This is a genomic window from Paenibacillus planticolens (assembly GCF_013141725.1).
Lineage (GTDB): Bacteria > Bacillota > Bacilli > Paenibacillales > NBRC-103111 > Paenibacillus_E > Paenibacillus_E planticolens.
Genome location: NZ_WHNZ01000079.1, coordinates 75,323 through 99,371 on the forward strand (window position 1 = coordinate 75,323; position 24,049 = coordinate 99,371).

Here is a 24,049-nt window from a genome sequence, read left to right on the forward strand (position 1 = left end):
TCCTATACGGTTCATTTGGCTTCGTACAGCTCCGATAAACAGCAGGCGTATTTTTCAAAATTGTACCGCTCTGCGATCAGCTTCCTATTCTCGCGGCCTATTTTGTCACACTTCGCTTTGCTGCTTAACAACGTGCTAATGGCCTGGGCATATGCCTCCGGTGTGTTATAAAGATCGATAATGTAACCGTTTTTCTCGTTTTGAACAACTTCCGGATTTCCTCCGCGGTTTGAACTGACGACCGGTATTCCTGCAGCCATAGCTTCGTATTGCACCCTGGCTAACGGCTCCTGCCATTGGGAAGGACAAACAAGCAGATCGCTCATCGTATAATAGCTGGGAAGCCTGTCTACCGGCATGAAATTGGTAAAATAGATAGATGCGGACACGGCCTGAGCCCTTCTTTGGAGACTCGTCACATAATTGCTGACGGTCCGGTCACCATACCATTTACTTCCGACAATGACCAAGGCGGTTTTGGGATGCTTTTTGATAACGGTCTTCATCGCCTCGATCAGATGGTGGCACCCTTTTTTAGGCAGCAGTCTGCCGACAAAGAGGACAACGTGGAAATCAGCAGGAATACCCAATTCATGCTTTAGCTTCTCCGCGATCTTTTTACCTTTCTTGCTGAAATGAGGCGTAAACCGCTTGGGGTCTTCCCCCGTGTATAGGGTCGAAATTTTGCTTGCGACTGTAGGAATTACCTTGAGAATATCCTGTTCAACGAATTGACTGACAGTTAGGATATGATCGGCTAATTGGAAGGCGTTCAGAAGCGTTTGATCATCGCTTTGGCGCTTAAGCAACAAGTTGTGAAGCGATAAAAAAACACGGGCATCCGGCGCTGCTCTCTTCATGTCTTCAACCCAATTCGGTTTGTTAAATAATTGAATAATGTCAAATGAGTGCGTGCTGCAGTAGCTCTGCACTTCCTTGAAGTATTGGGCTTTGCGAAAACGAATAAATCTGACGCCATTTATCCACTCATCATTATCAAAGGAAGAATCCTGAATAGAAAAAACCGTAACCGAGTGACCTAGCTTGGTTAAGTTTGGAGCTATCCGGTCGATCAATAATTCAATGGCTCCGCTTTTGATCGGTGGACAAGGCAGAGAATCCGGGCAGATTAAGGCAATTTTCATGAAAGTCCTCCTCTCATCGCGGATAAATGTTTTACAGCGTTTCTCTATTCTATTCGTCAAGACACATAAATGTTTGTACAAAATCAAAATCTGCTCCGCTAAACACGACCTCACTCAAAGAGAAAGGTCAAAAAAAGGACCATGCATAAAGGCATGATCCTTCGAAGAAGTTAAGCTTTTGATCCTACGGAAATCCAGTTAATGATGCCGTACGCATCCGGCGAAAAGCGGGATCGCACAATGTTCAACTGCGCAGTGTTCGTTTGTTTTTGCTTAATAACCGCGTAACAGGCAGGGTGGCTGGTTGTCGCAGTCAGAACATAATTGACATCGGCATACGGTTCGTCAAAGAGGATCGATATTTCCACAATTTCATCCTGAACTTTTAATTCAAAAGGAACGAGCCCGAATTGCTGAACGACAGCTTTCTTAACCGGAGGAACCTGTATGGCATGGAAGCTAAGCTTGCTCTCATCCACGCTGCCTGCTGCCAGCTTCGTTCTGTCTACGGCCCCTTCAGTCAGATGTTCCCCGCTGACCGTGCCGGCAGCTAATTTACTGCCGTCTACACTGTTCGGGGACAGATGGAAGCTGGTGATCGCCTCGTACACCAACTTGCTGCCATCGATACTTTGGGCCCTGATCTTAGAGCCGTCCAAGACACCGTCGGCAAGGTGCTCGTTGCCTACCGAATCGGCTGCCAGCTTGCTGCCGTCGACGCTGCCCTCGGATAAGTGCCAGCCGCTGATCGCACCTCTCGCTAGCTTACTGCCGTCTATGCTGCTTTCCGCCAGCTTCGCGCCATACAATGTGCCGTCCGCCACATGATCTCCCGTCACCGCTCCCGGGGACAATTTGCTGCCGTCCACACTGCCAACTGCCAGCTTGCTGCCATCGATGCTGCTCTCGGTTAAGTGATACCCGCTGATCGCACCTGACGCTAACTTACTGCCGTCTATGCTGCCTTCCGCCAGCTTCGCGCCAAATAATGCGCCGTCAGCCACATGTTCCCCCGTCACCGCTCCCGGGGACAATTTGCTGCCGTCCACGCTGCCAACTGCCAGCTTGCTGCCGTCTACAGCTCCGTCAGCAAGATGATTGCCGCTCACAGCACGATCGGTCAGCTTGCTGCCATCGATGCTGCTTGCTTGGATCTTAGCGCCGTCCAAAGCTCCTTCGGCAAGATGCTCGGCGCTGACCGCACCGGCTGCCAGCTTGCTGCCGTCGACGCTGCCCTCGGATAAGTGCCAGCCGCTGATCGCACCCGCCGCTAACTTACTGCCGTCTATGCTGCCTTCTGCCAGCTTCGCGCCAAACAATGTGCCGTCAGCCACATGATCTCCCGTCACCGCTCCCGGGGACAATTTGCTGCCGTCCACGCTGCCAACTGCCAGCTTGCTTCCGTCTACGCTGCTCTCGGTTAAGTGATACCCGCTGATCGCACCTGCGGCTAACTTACTGCCTTCTATGCTGCCTTCCGCCAGCTTCGCGCCAAACAATGCGCCGTCAGCCACATGTTCCCCCGTCACCGCTCCCGGGGACAATTTGCTGCCGTCCACGCTGCCAACTGCCAGCTTGCTGCCGTCTACAGCTCCGTCAGCAAGATGATTGCTGCTCACAGCACGATCGGTCAGCTTGCTGCCATCGATGCTGCTTGCTTGGATCTTAGCGCCGTCCAAAGCTCCCTCGGCAAGATGCTCGGCGCTTACCGAACCTGCTGCCAGCTTGCTGCCGTCCACGCTGCCTTCGGATATGTGATAGCCGCTGATCGCACCTCTCGCTAGCTTACTGCCGTCTATGCTGCTTTCCGCCAGCTTCGCGCCAAACAATGCGCCATCAGCCAAATGATCCCCCGTCACCGCTCCCGGGGACAACTTGCTGCTGTCTACGCTATTCGCTGCCAATTTGCTGTTGTCAATCGCACCGTCCGCGATATGACTGCCGCTCACTGCGCCGGAGATCAACTTACTGCCGTCTACGCTATTCGCTGCCAGCTTGCTGCCGTCGACACTGCCTTCGGATAAGTGATGGCCGCTGATCGCACCTGACGCTAACTTGCTGCCGTCTATGCTGCCTTCCGCCAGCTTCGCGCCAAACAATGCGCCGTCCGCCACATGATCCCCTGTCACCGCTCCCGGAGACAATTTGCTGCCGTCCACACTGCCAACTGCCAGCTTGCTGTTGTCAATCGCACCATCCGCGATATGACTGCCGCTCACTGCGCCGAAGATCAACTTGCTGCCGTCTATGCTGCCGTCCGCCAACTTCGCGCCAAATAACGCGCCATCGGCCACGTGATCCCCCGTCACCGCTCCCGGGGTCAGCTTGCTGCTGTCTACGCTGCCAGCCGCCAGCTTACTGCCGTCTACAGCTCCTTCAGCAAGATGATCGCCGCTCACAGCACGATCGGCCAGCTTGCTGCCATCGATGCTGCCCGCCGCCAGCTTAGCGCCGTCCAAAGCCCCCTCGGCAAGATGCTCGGCGCTTACCGAACCGGCTGCCAGCTTACTGCCGTCCACAGCTCCCTCCGCAAGATGATTGCCGCTTACCGCGCCGGAGGCCAGCTTCGTGCCGTCTACGCTTTCGTTTGCCAACTTGCCGGCATTGACACTGCCCGGAGCCAGCTTGCTGCCGTCCACGCTGCCAGCGGTTAAGTGATAGCCGCTGATTGCGCCGGAGGCCAGCTTGCTTCCATCAATGCTGCCTGCCGCCAGCTTGGCGCCAAACAACGCGCCGTCCGCCAAGTGGTCCCCCGTCACCGCTCCCGGGGACAATTTACTGCTGTCAACGCTGTTTGCTGCCAGCTTGCTGCTATCTATCGCTCCATCCGCGATATGGCTGCCGCTCACCGAGCTTGCTGTCAACTTGCTGCCGTCGACACTGCCAGCCGCTAGCTTCGCAGCATCCACCACGCCGTCTGCGAGGTGATAGTTGCTTACAGCGCCGGATACCAGCTTGCTTCCATCTACGCTGTCCGGCGCCAGTTTCGCGCCCGTCACGGCGCCGGCGCTGATGTGCTCGCTGCTCACGGCGTTATCCACGAGCTTGCTTCCGTCAACGCTGCCAGCCGCCAGCTTGCTTCCGTCTACGACGCCTGGCACGATATGCTCGCCGGCAACAGCGCCGGATACCAGCTTGCTGCCATCCACGCTGCCCGGCGCCAGCTTCGCTCCGCTGATCGCTCCGTCGATCAAGTGCTCCGTTGTTACCGCGCCGTCCGCCAGTTTGGAGCTAATTACGCTGTTATCCGCGAGCTTTGACACATCGATGACTCCTGCGGCCAGATGGTTTCGATGCACAGCCCCTTCAGCCAACTTGGCGGAATCAACGGCGCTGTCTGCAAGATGCTCCCGCCCAATTGCGTTTGGAACCACTTTGCTGCCATCCACGCTGCCTTTCGCCAGCTTACTCCCGTCAATGGCTCTGTCCACGATGTGCTCATGATGCACGCTGCCTGCCGTCAGCTTGCTGCTGTCCACGCTGCCTGTCGCCAATTTCGCGCCATACACGGAACTATCCGCAAGGTGGTAGTTGCTGATTGCGCCTAGCGTCAGTTTGGTGCCATCCACGGAATTCGCCGCCAAGTTGCTGTTCTCGACCGCTCCCGCAGCCAGATGTTCATTGGCGATAACGCCAATTCCCAGCTTTGCTCCGCTGACCGAGCCGTCCGCCAGTTTATCGCCGGTTACCGCACCTGCAGTCAGCTTCGAGCTGTCGACAGTTTCTTTCGCAAGCTTGGCGCCGGTGACAGCCCCATCGGCGATATGCTCGCTGCTGATGGCCCGCGCAGCCAGCTTCGCGCTGCTGATCGCGCCATCGGCGATATGCCTTGAACTCAGCGCGCCGGCAACCAGTTTGCTGCCATGGATGCTCTCGTTAGCCAGCTTCGCCGCAGTGACAGCACCGTCTGCGATATGCTCGCTATGCACGGATTTGCCGGAGATTTTGCGGCCCGTTACACTGGCGTCGGCTAACTTAGCTTCTGTAACGGCATTATCGCCTAGTTTGCCTGCCGTTACGGCTTGCTCCTGCAAGCTCCGGGCCGAGACCGCTCCGGGCTGCAGATGCTGCGGGCCAACTGCGCCGCTCGCCAGTTTATCTTCTGTCACCGCTCCTTGGGCAAGGGTTTCACCTGTAATGGACTGCTCAATCAGCTTCGTTCCGTCTAAGCTCCGATCAGCAAAAATATTAAGCGTAATCGAGCCGTCCGCGAGGTGCTGGGACGAAATCGACCCAGGCTTAAGATGACTGCCGTCGATACTATTTTCTTGCAGATGGCGGGAGTCGATGGACATGGAAGCTATTTTGGTGCCTGTCACAGCTTCCTCCGCAATTTTGCTTGTCGTGATCGTTTGATCCTGCAAATGCTGAGTCGTTACGGCCTCCTCGGCAAGGTGATCGCGATGAATCGCCGAATACCCGATTTGCTCTTCGCCAATTACGCCATTCCCGATATGCTCGGAGCGAATTGCCCCTAAGCCCAGTTTCTCACTCGTAATGACGCCAGGTTGCAAATGCGCCGTTCCAATCGTCCCCGGCGAAACGTGTTTGCCAAGCACCGCTCCATCTGTTAAATGCTCGCTGCCAATAATGCTTTGCTGCAGGTGTTCCGTCGTGATTGCATTTGCAGCAAGCTTATCGGATGTCACGCTTTGTTCCTTCAGCTTCGATGTATCCACGCTGCCTGCCGCCAACAGGTCGTTCGTCACAGCTCCTTCTTCCAGCTTGGAAGAAGAAATAATGCGTTCGGCCAAATGAAACTGCGAAATGGCTCCTTCGCTAATATGTCTTTCTTCAATTATTTTCTCCGTTAAATGGCTTGATCCGATGGACTGGCTTTGGATTTTCGAGCCGGAGATGATGCTGTCAGCCAAATGCCAGCTTTGAATCGCCTGCTGCCGGATATGTTTGCCTTCAATCGAACTTTCAACCAGCTTCGAGGAAGTGATCGATTCATCCTGCAGCTTCGTGTTTGAAATGATATGATCTGCGAGATGTCCGCTCTGAATCGCCTGCTGCCAGATATGTTTGCCTTCGATTGAGCCTTCCGCCAGCTTCGAGGAAGTGATCGATTCATCCTGCAGCTTTGCGTTTGAAATGCTGTCGTCTGCGAGATGTCCGCTCTGAATCGCCTGCTGCCGGATATGCTTGCCTTCAATTGAACTTTCAGCCAGCTTCGACGAAGTAATCGATTCATCCTGCAGCTTCACGTTTGAAATGATATCGTCTGCGAGATGCCCGCTCTGTACCGCTTTCGGAAGAATATGCCTATCTTCGATCGTATTTGGAGCCAGTTTGGCCGATGTAACAGAGCCATCCTGAATCAGCTTGGCGTGCACGGAGCCTTCGGCCAGATGCCCGGCTTGTATCGCGCCGGGAGCAAGATGCGAAGCCTGGACGGAACCGTCTGCAAGATGCTCCGTTCGGATCGAAGCGCTGACGATATGCTTGGATTCGATGGATTGAGGGGCGATTTTCTGATTCGTAACCGCTTGATTGGCAAGCTTTTCCTCGGTGACCGACGCTTGCGCCAGTTTATCCTCCGTAATCACATGACTTTCCAGATGATAACCTTCAATTGCGGCATCCGCGATATGAATAGATCCAATTTGTCCCGGCGCAATACTGTGGCTCTGGATGCTGCCATCCGCCAAATGCTCGTTGAAAATAACTTTATGTTGGAAATGAACGGAGCAGATGCTCTCATTCGCAATTTTTTCTTCCGTAACCGCTTGATCCCTTAGCTTATCCGTTGTGATCGCAGCATCCATCAGTTTGGCGGTGTCAATGCTGTAATTGGATAAATGTTTCGCCTGAACGGCGCCGCTGCGTATTTTGTCCGCTGAAATCGATTGGTCGTCAATCAACTCATTCGTTATCACAAGCTCGGATAAATGCTGAGATAAAATAGAACCGTCCGCCAGCTTAAAGGAATCAATCGTTTGATCGGCGAGTTTATCCGCTGTAATGCTGTTATCCAGCAGCTTGCTGCCCGGAATCGATTGATCCTGTATTTTCTCGCCGGAGATGCTGTGCGGAGCCACATGTTCATCGTGAATGCTGTGACCCGCGATCTTATCTCGCGTCACACTCGCTTGCGCCAGCTTCGATTGATCGACCGCGAAATCCTTAATCACTTTCGTGCCGATGCTTTGCGGCTTGATTTTACTTTCGTCCACCGAACGATTAGCGATTTTCTCCCATGTTACCGCCTCTTCCACGATATCATCCGTGTACACGACCGGATTTACGAACTTGCCCGTTTTACGCTCAGAGAGCATAAGCAGCGGTGGGGCGGGCACTGAAGTGTGAGATACGTTGACCTGTGAAGCAGGTAGTTTGTATCCTTTGCCCGTCTCAACAATCGTTCCTTTCGCTGTCGACGCCTTGGCGATGTTCGGCTCAGCGAGAGGAATCGCTTTGGGGGTTGCTTCCAATTTCTCCTGCTTAACCGGAGCAGGTGAAGGCGGTTCACTTTCGTCGAGCCATTTCAGCTCATTCGTTCGGGAGTTCACTTTTTGCACATAAGGCCTCTCTCTGTTGCTGCTGCTCTTACGCTTACTCATAGACTCCTCTCCATTTCCACATAAATTGGTCTTTTGTAACATATTCAAGCTGAATAATAGATGTACGTTAGCCCGTAAAAATGTGCGGACACCCAGATAAATAGTTACCTCCCCAATTTGTCCTTATATAAGTCATGCCGCTGCTCGGCTGCTTTATCCCACGTGAACAATTGCTGGGTGCGCTGAATGCCTTGCTCCCCCATGGCTCGACGCAGCTCTCCATCTGCCAAAAGACGCAGTAAATAACGCGGAAGGTCCGATTCCACTTTATCTAAATCAACTAAATATCCGACAGTCCCGCTCTTAATAACCTCACCAATACCGCCTGAGTTTGTCGCTACGACGGGGACTCCGGAAGCCATCGCTTCGATGTTCACAAGTCCAAAAGCTTCCCCTTCTCCGGAAGGAACGACGACAACGTCTGCAAGTTGGAACCATTTCGGGATATCGGCATGCGACATGTAGGGGATAAACTTCACATTCTGTGGCATCTTGCTCCCTTCCCGATACAGGCTTTTCACATATTCCGTCAACCTCTTGGATCCATAGAAGGCGCCGCCGACTAGAATTAAAACCGCATCCGGTTCCTTTTCGATCACGGTTTTCATCGCTTTCATGAGATGATGCACGCCTTTTCTCGGGATAAGCCGTCCTACATAGAGGATAATTTTGCGGTTCTCGTAGCCTAGCTCCTGAAGCTTTTTGATGCGAGATTCGCTTCCCTCCGGGGACCATCTTGACGTAAATTTGGAAACGTCCACACCCAGATGCTGCGTGACAATTTTATGTGCGGCAGACGGCGCCTTCTCCTGCACCGCCTGTTTCATATAATCGCTGTTAACGATAACGACATCTGCTGCGGCTAAACATGCTCTTAAGAATTTCTTTGAGATGTACGGCTTGGAAATAAATATTTTGGAATGCAGCACCAGACTAATCATGCTTCTTGGATAACGCTTGCGCAAAATGTGGACGAAGTGCGGCCGGTTTTCAACCTGAATAATGCCGGGCTTCAGCTTGGCAATTTGTTGAGATACGGCGGAAATATAGGAACGAGAACCCCTATATGGCACTCTGATATAGCGGCATCCTCCCCGTACTTCACTCTTTGGTTGATACGCCGTTCTTCTCCCCAGTACATAAACGGGCATGAATTTCACGAGCTTCTCGGCAGTTTTCTCGACAACTTGCTCAACGGAAGAGCTTTTTCCTGAGGGAATGGGAAAAGCACCTGGCGTAACAATGACAACACGCATAGGTCTCTGGCTCACATGTAACTCCCCCTTCCTTCTTCTATACATATGCGGATATAGAAGCAAAGTTTGGGCATCTGCCCCCACCGTGTCAAAAGTATCGGCATCCGTACAAACAAGCTGCACAGCTTTTCCATAAGCTGTATTGGAGCCGTTAGCGTATGTCGCCGCGTTGGCACAATGCAGATTAATAGGCTCTCGATGCCAGTTTTTCTGGCGAAGACCGCTAAGGAGTGAAGCTGATGGTTAATCCCTATGTGGGTATATTAATTAACGATTCCTTGTACGCAGGCATTCCCCTAGGGAACACAAAATATGAAGCCATTCATTTCTACAGTGACGCCGGCAAACAATTTGGCATTACCCCCTGCTACTTCCGCATGCAAGACGTTCACATCCATACGATGAGAGTTCATGCCTATGTGCAAAGAGGAATTCACTATATTCGGGAATGGATTGACATGCCGAAAGTGATTCATAACCGGGCCGTTTATTTGGACCCTGGTTCGGATCAGGAGCTGGAAAGCTGGACACAGCACGGCATTCACGTTTTTAACCGTTGGAATCGGTACAGCAAGCTGCAAATTCACGAAATACTGCTCCAGGATGAAGTCATTAGACCCCATTTGCCGGCCACCTTCCCCGCTACCCTCAAAAATATGAAAGTCATGATGAGCGCCTATGACTCTATCATTATTAAACCTACAAACTCTAGCATCGGGCGCGGCGTTATGAAAATGGATCGGACTCCCGCCGGCTGGCAGCTTATTTATCCCGCAACACTCAAAATCAACAATAAAATTTGGCGGGAGGTCCGCTTTCGCAAACAATTGCCCCTCACCCTGCTGCGCAAAATCCAAAGCCGCGCCTATCTCGTGCAGCAGCGCTTGCCTCTGGCTACCTACGACCGCCGTCCTTTCGATCTGCGCATAGCGGTGCAGCGCGGGGCCTCCGGCGATTGGGGCGTGACGGGGATCGTCGCCAAAGTCGCTTCCCACAAGCTTTTCTTGACCAATGTCGCACAGGGTGGCGAAGTGAAGACATTGACCGATATTTTGGCAGCCGAGTATCCGTCTCTTGACCCGTCTGCCGTGTTTGAGCAAATTACAGCGTTCGCCCTCCGGGTAGCGAAGTTTTTGAGCATGCATCTGCCGCATTTGGCGGATCTTGGCCTGGATGTCGGGATTACCACCGCAGGCTATCCGTTATTCATTGAATGCAACGGCAAGGATCAGCGTTATAGCTTCCGGGAAGGAAATATGCTGGAAGCATGGAAAGCAACCTACTATAATCCGATGGCTTATGCCAAATTTTTGTTGGGCGGCGGCACGCCTGTGTATTAGCCCCCTTCACGAACTCAGAGCAAAAATTGCACAATCAAAAAGAGGTGTCCCACTAGTCAAAACATGACTAAGGGGTACCCCTTTTAATGGATGGTATGCTATTTCGTATTCAGCACTTGCTGTACAGCCTTATTGAGAGCAGCGGTATCGACCGGCCCTGCGCTCTCGTCCTTCAGCTTGTATTTTTGCTTCAGTTTCTGAATCCTCGCCACACTCTGATCAATCGTTTCCTGCGGAATTCGCTTGTCCTGAACCGCTTTACGGAGCGCCTCGATAACCGTGACGACTTTATTGTAATCGTGGCCGACCATGATCACATCCGCTCCTGCCAACACCGATTTCACGGCGGAAGCGCCGAGATCATAGTTTTTTTCGATGGCGCCCATCGTCATATCGTCGGTCATGATCACTCCTTGGAAGCCCATCTCCTTGCGCAGCAAGTCCGTCATGATTTTCTTCGACATCGATGCCGGGTTCTGGCCATCCACCTTTGGCAGCAAAATATGGGCAACCATCACGGCATCTGCATCTTGTTTAACAGCTTCCGCGAATGGAAGCAATTCGAATTTGCGCAGCCTGTTCAAATCGTTCTGAACAACAGGCAGCCCCACATGCGAGTCGACAGATGTATCCCCATGGCCCGGAAAATGCTTGACGACGGATGCGATCTGCTGATCCCGAAGTCCTTTCATCATTTGCATGCCCAGCGTATTCACGAGGGAAGCGCTCGCGCCAAAAGAACGGTCGCCGATCACCGGATTTTTCGGATTGCTGTTGATATCCAGAACCGGAGCGAAATCGACATTTAACCCATACGCGCGAAGCTCAGAACCTATCAAGCTGCCAACATTATAGGCAAACTGCTTGTTATTTTTCTTGCCGATCTCTTGATTCGTTGGCGTTTTCTTAATCTCGTCCGGCAGGCGTGTCACCCTGCCCCCTTCTTCGTCCACGCCGATCCAGAGCGGCAGCTTATTCGTTGCATTCTTTTGCTTCAGTTCATTCACCAGCGAAGTCAATTGGCTTGAATCTTTTATATTCGGCTTGTATAAAATAATGCCGCCCACGCGGCGCGTTGCAAGCAGCGCTTGGGTATTTGCATTCATGCCGTATCCATCTATGCCTGCGAAGATCATCTGCCCGATTTTCTCGTCCAACGACATCGTCATATTGCTAGTTCGTACCGGAGTCGGTGTCGGTGTTGATGCCGGTGTTGGGACAGTCGTAGCCGCTGAAGATGGCGCCAGCGAAGCAGATCCGGCTGGCGGAGCATTATCTTTTGGATGGGACGTGCATCCGATCACAAGCAAAGATAACGCAGCCGCGCACACCGTACTGTTGATTAATCTAGAACTCATACGTTTCACGTTCGCTCCTGCCTCTTTTTTTCCGTCATACTTAATAGACGATCCGAAAATGAAATAGTTACCGCGGTCACGGGCTACTCGCTCCTAAGCTCCCGAAACAGCCATATCCACAGCGTGTAGATCCCATAGCTTCCTAAATAAGCTCCGCTCATCAGAAATAACCGATTCTTGAAAACAGCATGAATATTCGTCATAAATACCGTATCGTCCCGCAAAATCTCATACACCGCCAATGCGGTAATGATACCAAACGCATACGCGCTCACCACTGCCAACAAATGAAACAAAATACGGCAGGTCGCAAAAAGCCAAGCACCAATTAACATACAAGCCGGGATCAAACATATTAACAGCACGATCATGAAAGACATTGTGCAAGTTCACCTCATTAATAGCATTGACAAGCATATTTCACCTCAAACAGCCTTCAGGCTGTTTTTTTAGCCACCTACCTTGCCGTTCCTTCTCCATTCGACAATTGATTCTTTTACCTTTCTGTGGCAAGATTAGCGAAGAACCATATATAGGGATCTTTGCCTAACCACGAATGAACAGGAGTTAATTTAATGTCAAAACCGTTTTTTAAATTGCTAACCGAGCTCTCCTCACGCAAATGGGTATCCCAAGTGACAGGAGCTTTTGCCAGGTCCAAAGCAAGCAGGATGTTCATTCCTCGTTTTGCCCAAACCTACGGTATACGTATTGAAGATGCTGAGAAGCATGTAAAGGATTATAAATCCTTGAATGATTTCTTTACTCGCCGCTTAAAACCGGGATTACGCCCGATTCACGAAGACCAAACCCGCGTCGTCAGTCCGGTTGATGCCATGATTACAGGGATCGGCGACATTAAAGAAGGCTTGATCGTCAATGTCAAAGGTCAAGACTATACGATTGAGGAGCTGCTGAATCGCTCGCCCCGTACGGTCAATTACAAAAACGGATTCTATTTCGTCCTGTACTTAAGCCCAACGGATTATCACCGCATTCATTCGCCGGTAACGGGAGACATCCTTGAGAAAGAGCATGTACTCGGTAAAGTGTATCCCGTGAACGAATTCGGCCTTCGCCATATGAAGCGGGTACTAAGCCGAAATGAGCGATTAATCACATTCATTCAGCATAATGCGGGTGAAGTTGCGGTCGTAAAGGTCGGGGCGCTGAATGTAAGCTCGATTCAATACGTTAAGCCTCTCCCCAAAACATTGGAGCGCGGTCAAGAACTAGCCTATTTCGAATTCGGCTCAACCGTCGTGCTCCTTTTTGAAGATGATATGTTTGAACCTCGCCCTGACTTGAAACTTGGATCCAAAGTGAAAATGGGAGAAGACCTCGGTCGTTTCCTGGATAAATAGAGGATTCGCTATCACGAGAGGAGCGCATCATGGCTGCCACTACAACACCGTCTTCCGGCTCCAAAAGCTTGCAGGGCACCGGAGATATTAAACCGACTGTGTACCGAATTTTATTTGCAATCGGCCTTGTCCATTTGCTGAACGACTCGATTCAATCTGTTATTCCTGCGATCTTCCCGATCCTGAAAAGCGAGATGGGCTTAAGCTATTCCCAGGTTGGATGGGTACAGTTCGCTATCAATTTCACGGCTTCCATCATGCAGCCCGTTGTCGGACTATATACGGACCGCAAGCCGTCTCCCTATATGCTGCCGATCGGCATGGCATCTACATTAACGGGGATGCTGCTGCTGGCTTTCGCTCATTCGTATTGGGTCGTCCTGCTGTCCGTATGCTTTGTCGGGCTGGGCTCAGCCGCTTTCCATCCGGAAGGCTCCCGGGTGTCGCATATGGCTGCCGGGGGGCGCAAAGGTCTCGCGCAGTCGATCTTCCAGGTCGGCGGCAACTTCGGCCAGTCCTTGGCGCCGGTCATGACCAAGTGGATTTTCATCCCGCTTGGACTCTTCGGGTCCATCTGGTTCACCGGCGTTGCAGCGGTCGCGATTGCCGTACAGCTGTATATTGCCCGCTGGTACAAATCCGTGCTGGTCACTGCTCCGGTCAAAGCCAAGTCCGCCGTGAAACGGACCGTCAATCCCGTACACCGCAAACGCGTGATGTTCGCTATTTACGTATTGATCTTTCTTGTTTTCATTCGGTCTTGGTACGGCGCAGCAATGAGCGGCTACTTCGCTTTCTTCCTGCAGGATACCTACGGCATGTCAATTAACCGTGCGCAGGACTTCATCTTCTTGTTCCTCGCGGCTGGCGCGGTGGGAACTTTTTTTGGCGGCCCGCTCGCAGACCGATTCGGTAAGCGCAACGTCATTTTCTTTTCCATGCTGGGCTCAGCGCCTTTCGCCTTGATGCTGCCGCATGTCGGCATGACTTGGTCTTATATTTTACTCGTCGTCATTGGTGTAATTCTGTTATCCAGCTTCTCTGTCACCGTTGTTTACGCCCAAATGCTGTTCCCTGGAAAAGTAGGGACCGTATCCGGACTGATTACCGGATTAGCCTTCGGACTGGGCGGTATCGGCAGTGTAGTGCTTGGAAATCTCTGCGACGCGATCGGAACGACGAAAGTGATGGAATTATGCGCGTATCTGCCACTCCTCGGCATTCTAACCTTCCTGCTTCCGTCTGATCGCAAGTTAAGAGAATGGACAGAGGAAGAGATTTAAAAAAACCTTGCTCAGCAGGCTCGAAATAGCTGCTTGGGCAAGGCTGTGAAGCACACGCCGCTTTTCTTGATCCAGCATTGACTGCTGAATCTAGGGGAGCGGCTTATTTTATGCAGATTGCTACGCACTGGGGGAGCAGGGAATCACGGTCGGGGAGCGGGGCTGTCCCCAAACAGCAAAAAAAGCCCGGTGCGCTCTTCTAAGAGCTGCACCGGACTGCTATGTTCATCACGTCTATTCGTGGTGGGAATCTTGCGTCTCACGCTGACTGCGGCGGCGGGCCACACCTGATTCATAGGCGGCTTCCATTACCGCTTCGCGCACTTTTTCAACGACTGCATGGTTGAATACGCTCGGAATAATGTAATATTCATTCAGCTCATCTTCATTTACCACAGAAGCAATCGCTTTAGCAGCGGCAAGCTTCATTTCCTGCGTGATACGGGAAGCACGGCAATCCAACACGCCGCGGAAAATCCCCGGGAAGCAAAGCACATTATTAATTTGGTTCGGATAATCCGAGCGGCCTGTCGCCATTACGCGTACATATGGCTCCGCCTCTTCCGGCGTAATTTCTGGTGTCGGGTTAGCCATGGCGAAAACGATCGGATCAACAGCCATTCTCTTCACATCGTCGGCTTTAAGCACGCCCGGGCCCGAAAGACCGATAAAAATATCAGCATCGGCAATCACATCAGACAAGGTGCCTTTTTGTGAAAAAGGATTCGTATTGTTCGCATACCAGTCCCAAGCAGAATTCGTATAGCTTTCTCCGCGGACAATCGCGCCTTGACGATCTACGCCTACAACGTTGGTGACGCCAGCAGCAAGCAGCATTTTGGTACAAGCAATTCCTGCCGCACCGATACCCGTGATGACTACTTTACAATCCTCCAGCTTCTTGCCTACCAACTTGACTGCGTTAAGCAAGCCTGCAAGAATAACGACCGCAGTTCCGTGCTGGTCATCATGGAATACAGGAATATCCAACTCATTAATTAATCGTTCTTCAATCTCAAAACAACGCGGCGAGGAGATATCCTCCAGATTAATGCCGCCGAACGCAGGTGCGATTGCTTTCACGGTACGGATAATCTCTTCTGTATCCTGTGTATCGAGACAGATCGGGAACGCATCAACGCCCGCCATTTGCTTGAACAGCATGGCTTTCCCTTCCATTACAGGCATCGCCGCTTCCGGTCCGATGTTGCCCAGCCCAAGTACCGCGGTCCCGTCGGATACGACAGCAACCGTATTTCGTTTAATCGTTAACGAGTGCGCTTTAGCCGGATCTTCATGAATCGCCATACAAACACGGGCGACTCCCGGCGTATATACACGGGACAGATCGTCCCGATTTTTAATCGGCATTTTCGGAGTGACTTCAATTTTGCCGCCCAAATGCATAAGGAACGTTTGGTCGGAGACATTAATTAGCCGAACACCGGGAATTCCCTTTAATACTGCAACAATAGCTTCGGTATGTTCCGGGTCGCTTACTTGAACGGTAATATCCCGTGTTGTTGTTGTTTTGCTGGCTCGCGTTACGTCAACCGCGACGATATCGCCTCCTGCATCGCCTATGGCTGTAGCAATTTTCCCAAATGTGACTGTTTCTTTATGTATTTCCAAACGCACAATCACGCTTGTGCCTCCACCATTTAATCCTGCCATTTCGGGATCACTCCTACAATAAAATGATTAATTGACCACATGTTAGATCATAGCATACTCTGACAACCATGCCAAAATCATTTTGGTGATTTTGTGACAATTTCATATGCCTCACTCAGAACGGCAACGCCGAGGCGTATCTCCTCTTCCGTGAGATGGGCAAACCCAAAGCATGCCCCGGCTTTGCCTTCGGGGATGCCGTAGGAGCCGGCATCGCTCCATGTGACGCCGGCTTTACGGCACTCAGCTGCATAAGCGGCATAAGTGCGGGCGTCTCCCCGCCACCAGCCGAACAGATGCAGCCCCGCATCACTCTCCACCCATTCGAAGAGGGTGGAGAGCCGCTCCTGCAGCAGCGCTTGCAGGAGCAAGAACTTGCTCGCGTACACCCGCCGCATGCGCCGCAGGTGCCGCTCGTAGCCGCCGCTCGCCATGAAAGCGGCGAGCGAGCGCTGTTCGAGCAGCCCCGAAGGGTGCGGCTCGTATAGCCGCTTCGCGGCCACAAAAGCGTCGTGCAGCGCCTCCGGCAGCACGACATATCCGATGCGCAGGTCCTGCAGCATCGTTTTGGAAAAGGTGCCGATGTAGACCACTCGGCCCTCCTGGTCCAGCACCTTGAGCGGCTCAATCGGCCGCCCGCGGTGCCTGAACTCGCTGTCATAGTCGTCTTCGACGATGACAGCGCCCTGCTCCGCCGCCCAGCCCAGCAGCTGCTGGCGGCGCTCCAGGCCCAGCACCGCCCCCGTAGGGAACTGGCGGCTGGGCGTCACGAAAAGCAGCCGTGCGTTCCACGGCTGCGGGACAAGCCCCTGCCCATCCACATCCGCGTGGATGGGCACCCCGCCGGCCGCCAGCACAGCGCGGCTGGCGCCTTGGTAACCCGGGCGCTCCACGATGACGGGATCGCCTTCGTTCACGAGCACCTGGGTCAGCAGCGCGATCGCTTGCATCGACCCGTTCACGATGACGATGCGCTCTGGCGGTGCATCGATGCCGCGCATCCGCCTAAGGTGCTGTGCGATCGCTTCGCGAAGCGCATAATGCCCCTCGGCGACGTAAGCCTCTTCCTGCGGCGACTCCGTCATCCGCCGCACCTGCTCATACATCCCGCGGTTCCACAGCTCCCGCTGGAACTCATCCAAGTGCGGCCGACCCATCACAAACGAAATCTCTCTCAGTTGCTCTCGCTCTTGCTCTTGCTCCTGCTCCTGCCCTAGCTCTCTCCTCTGCCCGCGCCCACGCCAATCCCGCTCCGCCTCACAAACCCGCACCCCCCAGTCTGAAAGCCGAATATCCTTCCCCTTATACGGCTGCCGTTTCTCCTGCTCCCCGCTGTAGACGACAAAAGTTCCTTTACCAACTTCAGCCTGCAAATACCCTTCAGCAATCAGCATATCGTAGACCTGATTAACCGTTCCCCGCGACAGCCCATATAGAGCAGCCAACTCGCGGCTCGATGGGAGCTTCGTATCGCAGTGCAGTTTATTCGCCAGGATGCTGTCATGCAGAGCATGATACAGAGCGGCATATTTGCCTGCATACTGATTTCGATAGGCGTGATAAGGGATGTGAAACTCCATACTTACTCCTCCTTCCTCGTTTAATTGGTATACAAAAAGACGCACAAATTGGATCTTTTTATTACTCCAATATTCTATTATGCTAACTAAAATCTCATATATCTGACACTTTGACAAGGAGAATTATGCCAATGAATTTCCAGCCTATCCTTTTAGAAGGAACACAAGTCGTTCTGCTGCCCATGCAGGAATCCCACATTAGCGGTCTTGCAGAGGCAGCCTCGGATCCCGCCATCTTTGCTTACATGACCCCGCTGCTTCACCTTTCAGCTGTTGAACAGTTTGTCCGTCAAGCACTCGATGAGCAAAAAGCAGGTCTGGGCATTCCTTACACCGTCTATGACAAACAAACCGACACCTTCGTCGGCAGCACGCGTCTATTCGATTATTCTTCCGCCAATCGCCACGTAGAGATCGGGCATACCTGGTACAACCCCCGTGTGTGGCGGACTAGAATTAATACCGAATGCAAGTATTTGCTGCTGCAGCATTGCTTCGAAACTTTAGATCTGCTGCGTGTTCAAATCAAAACAGACCTGAGAAACGAGCGCTCCCAAGCGGCAATTATGCGTTTAGGCGCCCAAAAAGAAGGCGTACTCCGCCAACATCGCGTGCTTCATGACGGCTTTGTGCGAGACACGGTCATGTTCAGCATCATTGCTTGCGAATGGCCGGATGTGAAGCTGCGGTTAGAGGGATTTTTAAATCAGGTGCGGGTCTAGATTAAGAAGCAATCATTTCCAAAAATAATTGTTTCACGCCGTGACGTACGTAAGCATAAGTGGTATAATAACTGCAAAAAATGAATAGCTCATTGGAAGGAATGACCCATGCTTATGAATCCTCTGGCAAGACAGTTAAACGAGACCCTGGAACGTGAAAATTCTCACGTATTTGACATGCTTTCTGCATTAGGTAAATCGATTTACTTCCCGAAAGAAGGCATTCTCAGCCAATCTGCTGAAGCTAAGGCAAAAGCCAAGAAATACAATGCGACAATCGGCATTGCCATCGAGAACGGTCAGCCGATGCATTTGAAGGTCATTCAAGATACTCTCTCCACCTACGCACCAAAAGATATATACGAATACGCGCCGCCAGCCGGCAAGCCCGAGCTTCGAACGGCATGGCGCAAAAAGATGCTCGAAGAAAACCCTGAAATCGGCAGCAAACTGATCGGCAACCCGATCGTAACGAATGCATTGACGCACGGCCTCAGCATTGCCGCTGACCTGTTCGCAGATGTTGGGGACGCCGTGATTATTCCGGACAAAAACTGGGAAAATTACGAGCTCACATTCGAAATCCGCCGCGGCGCGAAAATTGTGAACTACCCGCTATACAACGAGGATCAAAGATTTAATGCCGCCGGCCTCCGCGATGCGCTGCTCGCTCAGCAATCCAAAGGCAAAGCGATCGTTGTCTTGAACTTCCCGAACAATCCAACGGGCTACACGCCTGGGGCTGAAGAAGGCAATGAAATTGCAGCTGCCATCAAAGAAGCTGCTGAAGCCGGAATCAACGTCGTGGTGCTGACAGACGATGCTTACTTCGGACTTTTCTTCGAAGGCTCGCTGCACGAGTCTTTGTTCGGTAAATTAGCGGACATTCACCCGCGCGTGCTTGCGGTCAAAATCGACGGAGCTACCAAAGAAGAGTACGTCTGGGGCTTCCGCGTCGGTTTCGTCACGTATGCCGGCCAAAGCGAAGCGCTGCTTAGCGCTCTGGAACAAAAAACGATGGGCATCATCCGGGCAACGATCTCCAGCGGCCCTCACCCATCCCAAACGTTCGTGCTTCATGCGCTTAACTCCCCTGAGTTCAATCAGCAGAAGCAAGAGAAGTATGAGATTATGAAAGGCCGCGCTAACCGTACGAAGTCCATTTTGGACTCCGGCAAGTTCGATGATGCATGGGGCTACTACCCATTCAACTCCGGATATTTCATGTGCTTAAAGCTCAAAACCGTTGATGCCGAAACATTGCGTGTGCACTTGCTGAACCAGCATGGCGTTGGCACCATCGCGCTAGGAACGACCGACCTCCGCGTCGCTTTCTCTTGTATCGAAGAAGGCAGCCTGGAAGAGCTGTTCAACCTCATTTATCAAAGCGTTAAAGAAATAGAAACCGTCTCGGCCAGCAAATAACCGAACGACAAAAGGCTGTCTCAATGGGTCTGAAATGACCTATGAGCAGCCTTTTTTTCGTATGCTGTTATTCAACATCTTGCGATCGTCATTTAACCTGCTTCCGGATCAAGATGAAAATAATAAAGTTCTAATGCTACAGGTGATAGAGGATAGAAAGCTGTTTCGCCATACTCGTCGTGTTCTGTTCGTTCCTGCCGGTTCGCCATAACTTTCTGAAAGTCGTAAGGACGTTGGCGTGAAAAATGTTTAAAATTTTTTCTCTCGAACTCCATCGAAGATGCCAAACTGCTCATTACCGTCTCTCCCTTCACTCTTGCCAATGTATTATTACATTCATTAATATATTATATATTGTATAACAAAATAATTACACTGTGCAATAATAAAATGTGAAATTTTTAATTATTATATAACATTAAACTTCCGACTTCGCTGCCATTCTTCCGTTTTATTCTGTGCAGACATCCTTTAAAAAAATGTTACATCTATTTTGTTACCTGGCACCTTGCATTTAGTCGTATTTAACTTACAATAAATGACGAAGCAAAAATTTGGGAGGTGTACGCCACATGGCCAAAACATTTTTAAAAATTGCTGCGATTTATATCACGCTAGGTGTTCTGCTGGGAATGACGATGGGTATCATTCAAGATTTCAGACTCGCCTCGGTCCATGCGCACGTGAATTTGTTGGGTTGGGTATCCATGGCGATATTCGGTCTCATCTATCACTTTTATCCGCACGCCGCAGAAACACGATTAGCTAAGCTTCATTTCTGGTTGCACAACATAGGCCTGCCTGTTATGCAGGGCGGACTCGCAATCGAGCTTATTTCCGGCAATTCAGCCATGCTCCCTATCGTCATTGTCAGTTCCTTGGTCGTCGTTATCGGCATTATCCTCTTTACCATTAACTTGTTCCTGCAGCTTGGAAGCGCCAATGTGAAACAAGCAAAGGCAAAAGATGTGACCATATAAACATCTTCATACACACAAAACCTCGTCATTCTCTTCCGGAATGACGAGGTTTTTTTATACTAGTTTCAATATAAATAGGCAACCATATCTTAAAGACAGAGCCTCTACCTTTATAACTAGTGACTTCAACGGTTCCGTCATGCTCATCTAATATCCATTTTGCAATCGATAACCCTAATCCGGTTCCTGGGGTTTTTCCTCTAGAAGAGTCTGCGCGGTAAAATCTATCAAAAATGTGGATTAATTCGTCACTATCCATTCCTATGCCGGTATCCTTAATAATTAATCCTATCCTGTTCCCATTTCTTTCAAATTCCATTTTTACATACCCTTGATACGTAAACTTAAAAGCATTATCGATAAAAATGAATAATAACTGTTGCATATAATCCCTGTAGGCTAAGATGTATACCCCCAGCAATGATTCTATATTTTCTACTGTCCAATCAACTGTTTTTGGAATAAACTCAGACTTTCTTACCACTGTTTCAACAATAGGTTGTAATTCATAAACTTCTTTGTTTATCTGAAGACCTCCATCAGCTCTCGCCAGTGACAAAAGATCGTTCACAAGTCTCCCCATTCTTCTTGACTCGTCTGTAATATCATTCAGTGCTTCTAAAGAAATTTCGATTTCTTCTCTTTCAGGTAGATCACACAGTTTTTCATGCAAAGATTTCATCAGTTTAATAAGAAATTCAGCATTTCCATTAATAGTTGTAAGTGGTGTCCTAAGCTCATGGGAGGCATCGGCAACAAACTTTCTTTGAGTGGCTGATGATTGTTCCAATTCACCATAAATTGAGTCTATACGTTGAAGCATGCTATTCATCGTTTCACTTAGTAATCCAATTTCATCCTGTGGACCTTTATAATTTATCCTTGTTGAAAAGTCTTCACTATTTTTAATGTTTTTTGTTGCATTTATTAAAAAATACATTGGTTTTAAGGCTCTTTTAGAAAAAAGCCACCCCATAAACATAGCAAGCAGCACCACAAAAACTGATAACATACAAAGTATCCATTGCAAACTAGAAAGGAAATTCCTTATAACACCGACGTTATACGCAGCCTGTAGAACACCAACTAACTTTCCATTTAAGATCAGCGGATGATTGTATATTAAAAAAGGAGAGTTATGAATACTTACCGAGGAATAAAAACCCTCTTTCTTCTTTTGTAAATCCTCCGTTGAAAATGGTAGATCAACATTCCATAAATTAGATGATTTTGTCTTGTAGCCACTAGTGATATTAGTTATCTGCATAAAAATACCCGAGCCAACTGTATCAAAATCATCAAGTCGGATAAATAAATTCCACCCATTAGGGGAAAGTTCTAATTGATAGGCTACATTCTTTTGTATAAGATCAGTCTGGTTCCTTAGTGATTTTTTTAAATCATTAAATATATAAAATTGTAAAAAAAAGTAGAGTGCTATGCCAAAAACCAATAAGGCAAATCCCAAAATAGTTGAATAAAGCAAGGTTAGTCTTAAACGAATAGTCACTTGTTTTACCACATCCAGATTACGACTTATTCCTTAATTATCCATATTTTGATTAATTTAATATTAATATAAAATGAATTTTTCCAGAATCGGGAGGATTATTTCTTTTTAAAATAAAAAAAGCCCCTTTTTTGGGGAACACTTCTGAGGATCGAATTGTTATATTCAAAACATCATCTGGCACTGCGGCGGCAAAGTCACGACAAATATCGATTGACTGCGGGAAAATCGTTGGCTGCCCACTTGAACCTCATTATCGTTGTATGCCTCCACAAGTCCCCCACCGGTCATTATGCCGTCCGTCAAGACCATCACGTATTGGCAAAACAACATGGCGTTATCAAACTCACAATCCAGATGAATCGCCCTCATGTGAATATCCCACATCCCGTTACGCCCCTCCCGCACGATCCCATATTTACGTATAAACTCCTATATTTTTCAATAGTTAAAGTATACCATCGGGCGAGTTACATAAAGGTTACAATCATTTTAAAAAACCTTAAAAAAACCATCAGGCAAGTTTCCCCCTGACGGTCCTTTTAAGATTGACGTATACCCGCTTCGAGGATTTCCGCTTCATTTGCTGCCATCTCAACTTGAGATTCAACTGATGGGAACTCCATTCCCTTATTTCGGCGAAAAGCGTAATTTCGGGCACTCGAGGGGAAGTACAGGATCCTATTTCACATCAATCATCTAACTATCTGCTCGAAGTGGTAAAATAGCGGACTCTAGTTCCCTTCCCCTTGTCCAAAGGGCTGTTTCTAGCAAAATAGCGCCCTGTAGTTCCCCATCTGCTTAGGTTCGCGCCTTAAAACGGCTTCTTACCCTCGTTCTCAATCAAATTCTCCCGATCGCCTTCATCAATGATACTACGCGTAGAGTTACGGAACTCTCGCAGGGTATCTCCGAACGCTCTACCTAGCTGCGGCAGTTTGGAAGGACCGAAGACGATTAAAGCGATCGCCAGAATCAGGATTAAACCTGACACACCAATATTGTTAAACATGAGTATTCTCCTTTTATACAAACTTATGTTATTAATCTTAGCTCTTCCTCTTAGCTCTTCATCCTATCCATTCACCCTAACCATTGCTCGGACTGCTCTGCCTCATCGCCCGCCATTGCCAGTTGGATGCCAATGCGCTGATTTCAAACAACAGAAGCAAAGGAACCGTAACCGATAGATGCGAAACCATATCCGGAGGCGAAATGCATGATCCTGTAATCGTTAACGCGATGTAGGCATACTTCCTGGACATTTTCAACCGCTCTGGGGTGAGCAAGCCAATTTTAGTCAAAAAGAGAAGTATCACAGGCAGCTCAAACGCGATCGCCATCGGAAATACAATTTGAAAGAGAAACCCGAAATACCGGTCAATCCCATAGGTCTCCACTGCACCGATCGTTTGATTCATCCGCATCATAAAGCGAACCATCATGGGGAACACGACCCAGTAGCTGAACGCTACCCCGATAATGAACAGCGCAAAAGCCACAGGGATGTACGGAAGGGCGCTTCTAGACTCCGCTTCTGTAAGCCCGGGCCGGACAAAAGCCCATAATTGATAGAGCAGCACCGGCACTGTAAACAACAAAGCAAAGAGGAAAGCGCACTTCATATAGATCATCAGCCCATCCGTAAACGAAAACACATTCCACTTAATTTCACCGATCATGGGCTGCGATTTCAAATACAGCAAGATGTCACTTGAGACATACAGTCCGGCGCAAAGCACAACCACAAACCAAGCCAAAACAATAATCAACCGCTTGCGCACTTCGGTCAGATGCACAATCCAATCTTCTTGCCCCATGCCATCCCTCCCATCTATAGGCTCAT

General features: G+C 50.1%; 19 protein-coding genes. 7 read left to right on the top strand and 12 right to left on the bottom strand.

Features of this window, described 5'->3' with window-relative positions; translation table 11 throughout:
- Nucleotides 1-11: 11 nt before the first annotated feature.
- From GC097_RS30780 to GC097_RS30790, 3 genes are all read right to left on the bottom strand, one after another.
- Nucleotides 12-1,145: a glycosyltransferase family 4 protein gene (locus GC097_RS30780; protein ID WP_171687081.1), complete on the bottom strand. Its 1,134-nt coding sequence runs from the start codon at nt 1,143-1,145 to the stop codon at nt 12-14.
- A gap of 170 nt (nt 1,146-1,315) precedes the next feature.
- The gene (locus tag GC097_RS30785) at nt 1,316-7,711 is read right to left on the bottom strand and encodes a WIAG-tail domain (RefSeq protein ID WP_171687082.1); all 6,396 of its coding nucleotides are present in this window, start codon (nt 7,709-7,711) and stop codon (nt 1,316-1,318) included.
- Between the two features lie 104 nt (nt 7,712-7,815).
- Nucleotides 7,816-8,982 carry a glycosyltransferase family 4 protein gene (locus GC097_RS30790; protein WP_312875752.1) on the bottom strand — a complete coding sequence of 389 codons (1,167 nt, stop codon included), beginning with the start codon at nt 8,980-8,982 and terminating at the stop codon, nt 7,816-7,818.
- A 224-nt stretch (nt 8,983-9,206) separates the two neighbouring features.
- Here GC097_RS30790 and GC097_RS30795 point away from each other — a divergent pair, with 224 nt between their 5' ends.
- A complete protein-coding gene (locus tag GC097_RS30795) occupies nt 9,207-10,307 on the top strand; it encodes a YheC/YheD family endospore coat-associated protein (RefSeq protein WP_171687083.1) in 1,101 nt (366 codons plus the stop codon).
- Nucleotides 10,308-10,405: 98 nt separating this feature from the next.
- On the opposite strand, the gene nagZ is transcribed toward GC097_RS30795, so the two are convergent.
- A complete protein-coding gene (gene nagZ, locus GC097_RS30800; protein WP_171687084.1) occupies nt 10,406-11,413 on the bottom strand; it encodes a beta-N-acetylhexosaminidase in 1,008 nt (335 codons plus the stop codon).
- Here nagZ and GC097_RS30805 point away from each other — a divergent pair.
- Nucleotides 11,412-11,732 carry a hypothetical protein gene (locus GC097_RS30805; RefSeq protein ID WP_171687085.1) on the top strand — a complete coding sequence of 107 codons (321 nt, stop codon included), beginning with the start codon at nt 11,412-11,414 and terminating at the stop codon, nt 11,730-11,732. The genes nagZ and GC097_RS30805 overlap by 2 nt on opposite strands.
- Nucleotides 11,733-11,748: 16 nt before the next feature.
- Here GC097_RS30805 and GC097_RS30810 read toward each other — a convergent pair whose 3' ends face one another.
- Nucleotides 11,749-12,045: a transposase gene (locus GC097_RS30810; protein ID WP_171687086.1), complete on the bottom strand. Its 297-nt coding sequence runs from the start codon at nt 12,043-12,045 to the stop codon at nt 11,749-11,751.
- Nucleotides 12,046-12,240: 195 nt separating this feature from the next.
- On the opposite strand from GC097_RS30810, the gene asd reads away from it, so the two are divergent.
- Together asd and GC097_RS30820 are read left to right on the top strand one after the other, a co-directional pair.
- On the top strand, nt 12,241-13,029 hold the full coding sequence (gene asd / locus GC097_RS30815; RefSeq protein ID WP_171687087.1) for an archaetidylserine decarboxylase: 789 nt from the start codon (nt 12,241-12,243) through the stop codon (nt 13,027-13,029).
- Between the two features lie 29 nt (nt 13,030-13,058).
- Nucleotides 13,059-14,312 (top strand): MFS transporter, encoded by a 1,254-nt coding sequence (locus GC097_RS30820; RefSeq protein WP_171687088.1) that lies wholly within the window; start codon nt 13,059-13,061, stop codon nt 14,310-14,312.
- 234 nt (nt 14,313-14,546) lie between these two features.
- On the opposite strand, the gene GC097_RS30825 is transcribed toward GC097_RS30820, so the two are convergent.
- Nucleotides 14,547-15,986: an NAD-dependent malic enzyme gene (locus tag GC097_RS30825; RefSeq protein WP_171687089.1), complete on the bottom strand. Its 1,440-nt coding sequence runs from the start codon at nt 15,984-15,986 to the stop codon at nt 14,547-14,549.
- A gap of 77 nt (nt 15,987-16,063) precedes the next feature.
- Nucleotides 16,064-17,566: a MocR-like pyridoxine biosynthesis transcription factor PdxR gene (gene pdxR / locus GC097_RS30830; RefSeq protein WP_171687090.1), complete on the bottom strand. Its 1,503-nt coding sequence runs from the start codon at nt 17,564-17,566 to the stop codon at nt 16,064-16,066.
- Nucleotides 17,567-17,697: 131 nt separating this feature from the next.
- On the opposite strand from pdxR, the gene GC097_RS30835 reads away from it, so the two are divergent.
- On the top strand, nt 17,698-18,288 hold the full coding sequence (locus tag GC097_RS30835) for a GNAT family N-acetyltransferase (protein WP_171687091.1): 591 nt from the start codon (nt 17,698-17,700) through the stop codon (nt 18,286-18,288).
- A gap of 114 nt (nt 18,289-18,402) precedes the next feature.
- Entirely contained in the window at nt 18,403-19,713 is a 1,311-nt protein-coding gene (locus GC097_RS30840; RefSeq protein WP_171687115.1) for an aminotransferase class I/II-fold pyridoxal phosphate-dependent enzyme, read from the top strand.
- Nucleotides 19,714-19,805: 92 nt separating this feature from the next.
- On the opposite strand, the gene GC097_RS30845 is transcribed toward GC097_RS30840, so the two are convergent.
- Nucleotides 19,806-20,009: a hypothetical protein gene (locus tag GC097_RS30845; protein ID WP_171687092.1), complete on the bottom strand. Its 204-nt coding sequence runs from the start codon at nt 20,007-20,009 to the stop codon at nt 19,806-19,808.
- A gap of 276 nt (nt 20,010-20,285) precedes the next feature.
- Here GC097_RS30845 and GC097_RS30850 point away from each other — a divergent pair, with 276 nt between their 5' ends.
- Nucleotides 20,286-20,693, top strand: coding sequence for a cytochrome-c oxidase (locus tag GC097_RS30850; protein WP_171687093.1), 408 nt, complete (start codon nt 20,286-20,288; stop codon nt 20,691-20,693).
- A gap of 25 nt (nt 20,694-20,718) precedes the next feature.
- Here the strand turns inward: GC097_RS30850 and GC097_RS35115 are convergent, their stop codons facing one another.
- The 4 genes from GC097_RS35115 to tatC form a co-directional block, all read right to left on the bottom strand.
- Nucleotides 20,719-22,215: a sensor histidine kinase gene (locus GC097_RS35115; protein WP_171687094.1), complete on the bottom strand. Its 1,497-nt coding sequence runs from the start codon at nt 22,213-22,215 to the stop codon at nt 20,719-20,721.
- Nucleotides 22,216-22,368: 153 nt separating this feature from the next.
- Nucleotides 22,369-22,590 carry a hypothetical protein gene (locus GC097_RS30860; protein ID WP_171687095.1) on the bottom strand — a complete coding sequence of 74 codons (222 nt, stop codon included), beginning with the start codon at nt 22,588-22,590 and terminating at the stop codon, nt 22,369-22,371.
- A gap of 427 nt (nt 22,591-23,017) precedes the next feature.
- Nucleotides 23,018-23,215, bottom strand: coding sequence for a twin-arginine translocase TatA/TatE family subunit (gene tatA, locus GC097_RS30865; RefSeq protein WP_171687096.1), 198 nt, complete (start codon nt 23,213-23,215; stop codon nt 23,018-23,020).
- Between the two features lie 76 nt (nt 23,216-23,291).
- Complete coding sequence (gene tatC / locus GC097_RS30870) at nt 23,292-24,023, bottom strand: twin-arginine translocase subunit TatC (RefSeq protein ID WP_171687097.1); 732 nt, start codon at nt 24,021-24,023, stop codon at nt 23,292-23,294.
- Nucleotides 24,024-24,049 lie beyond the last annotated feature (26 nt).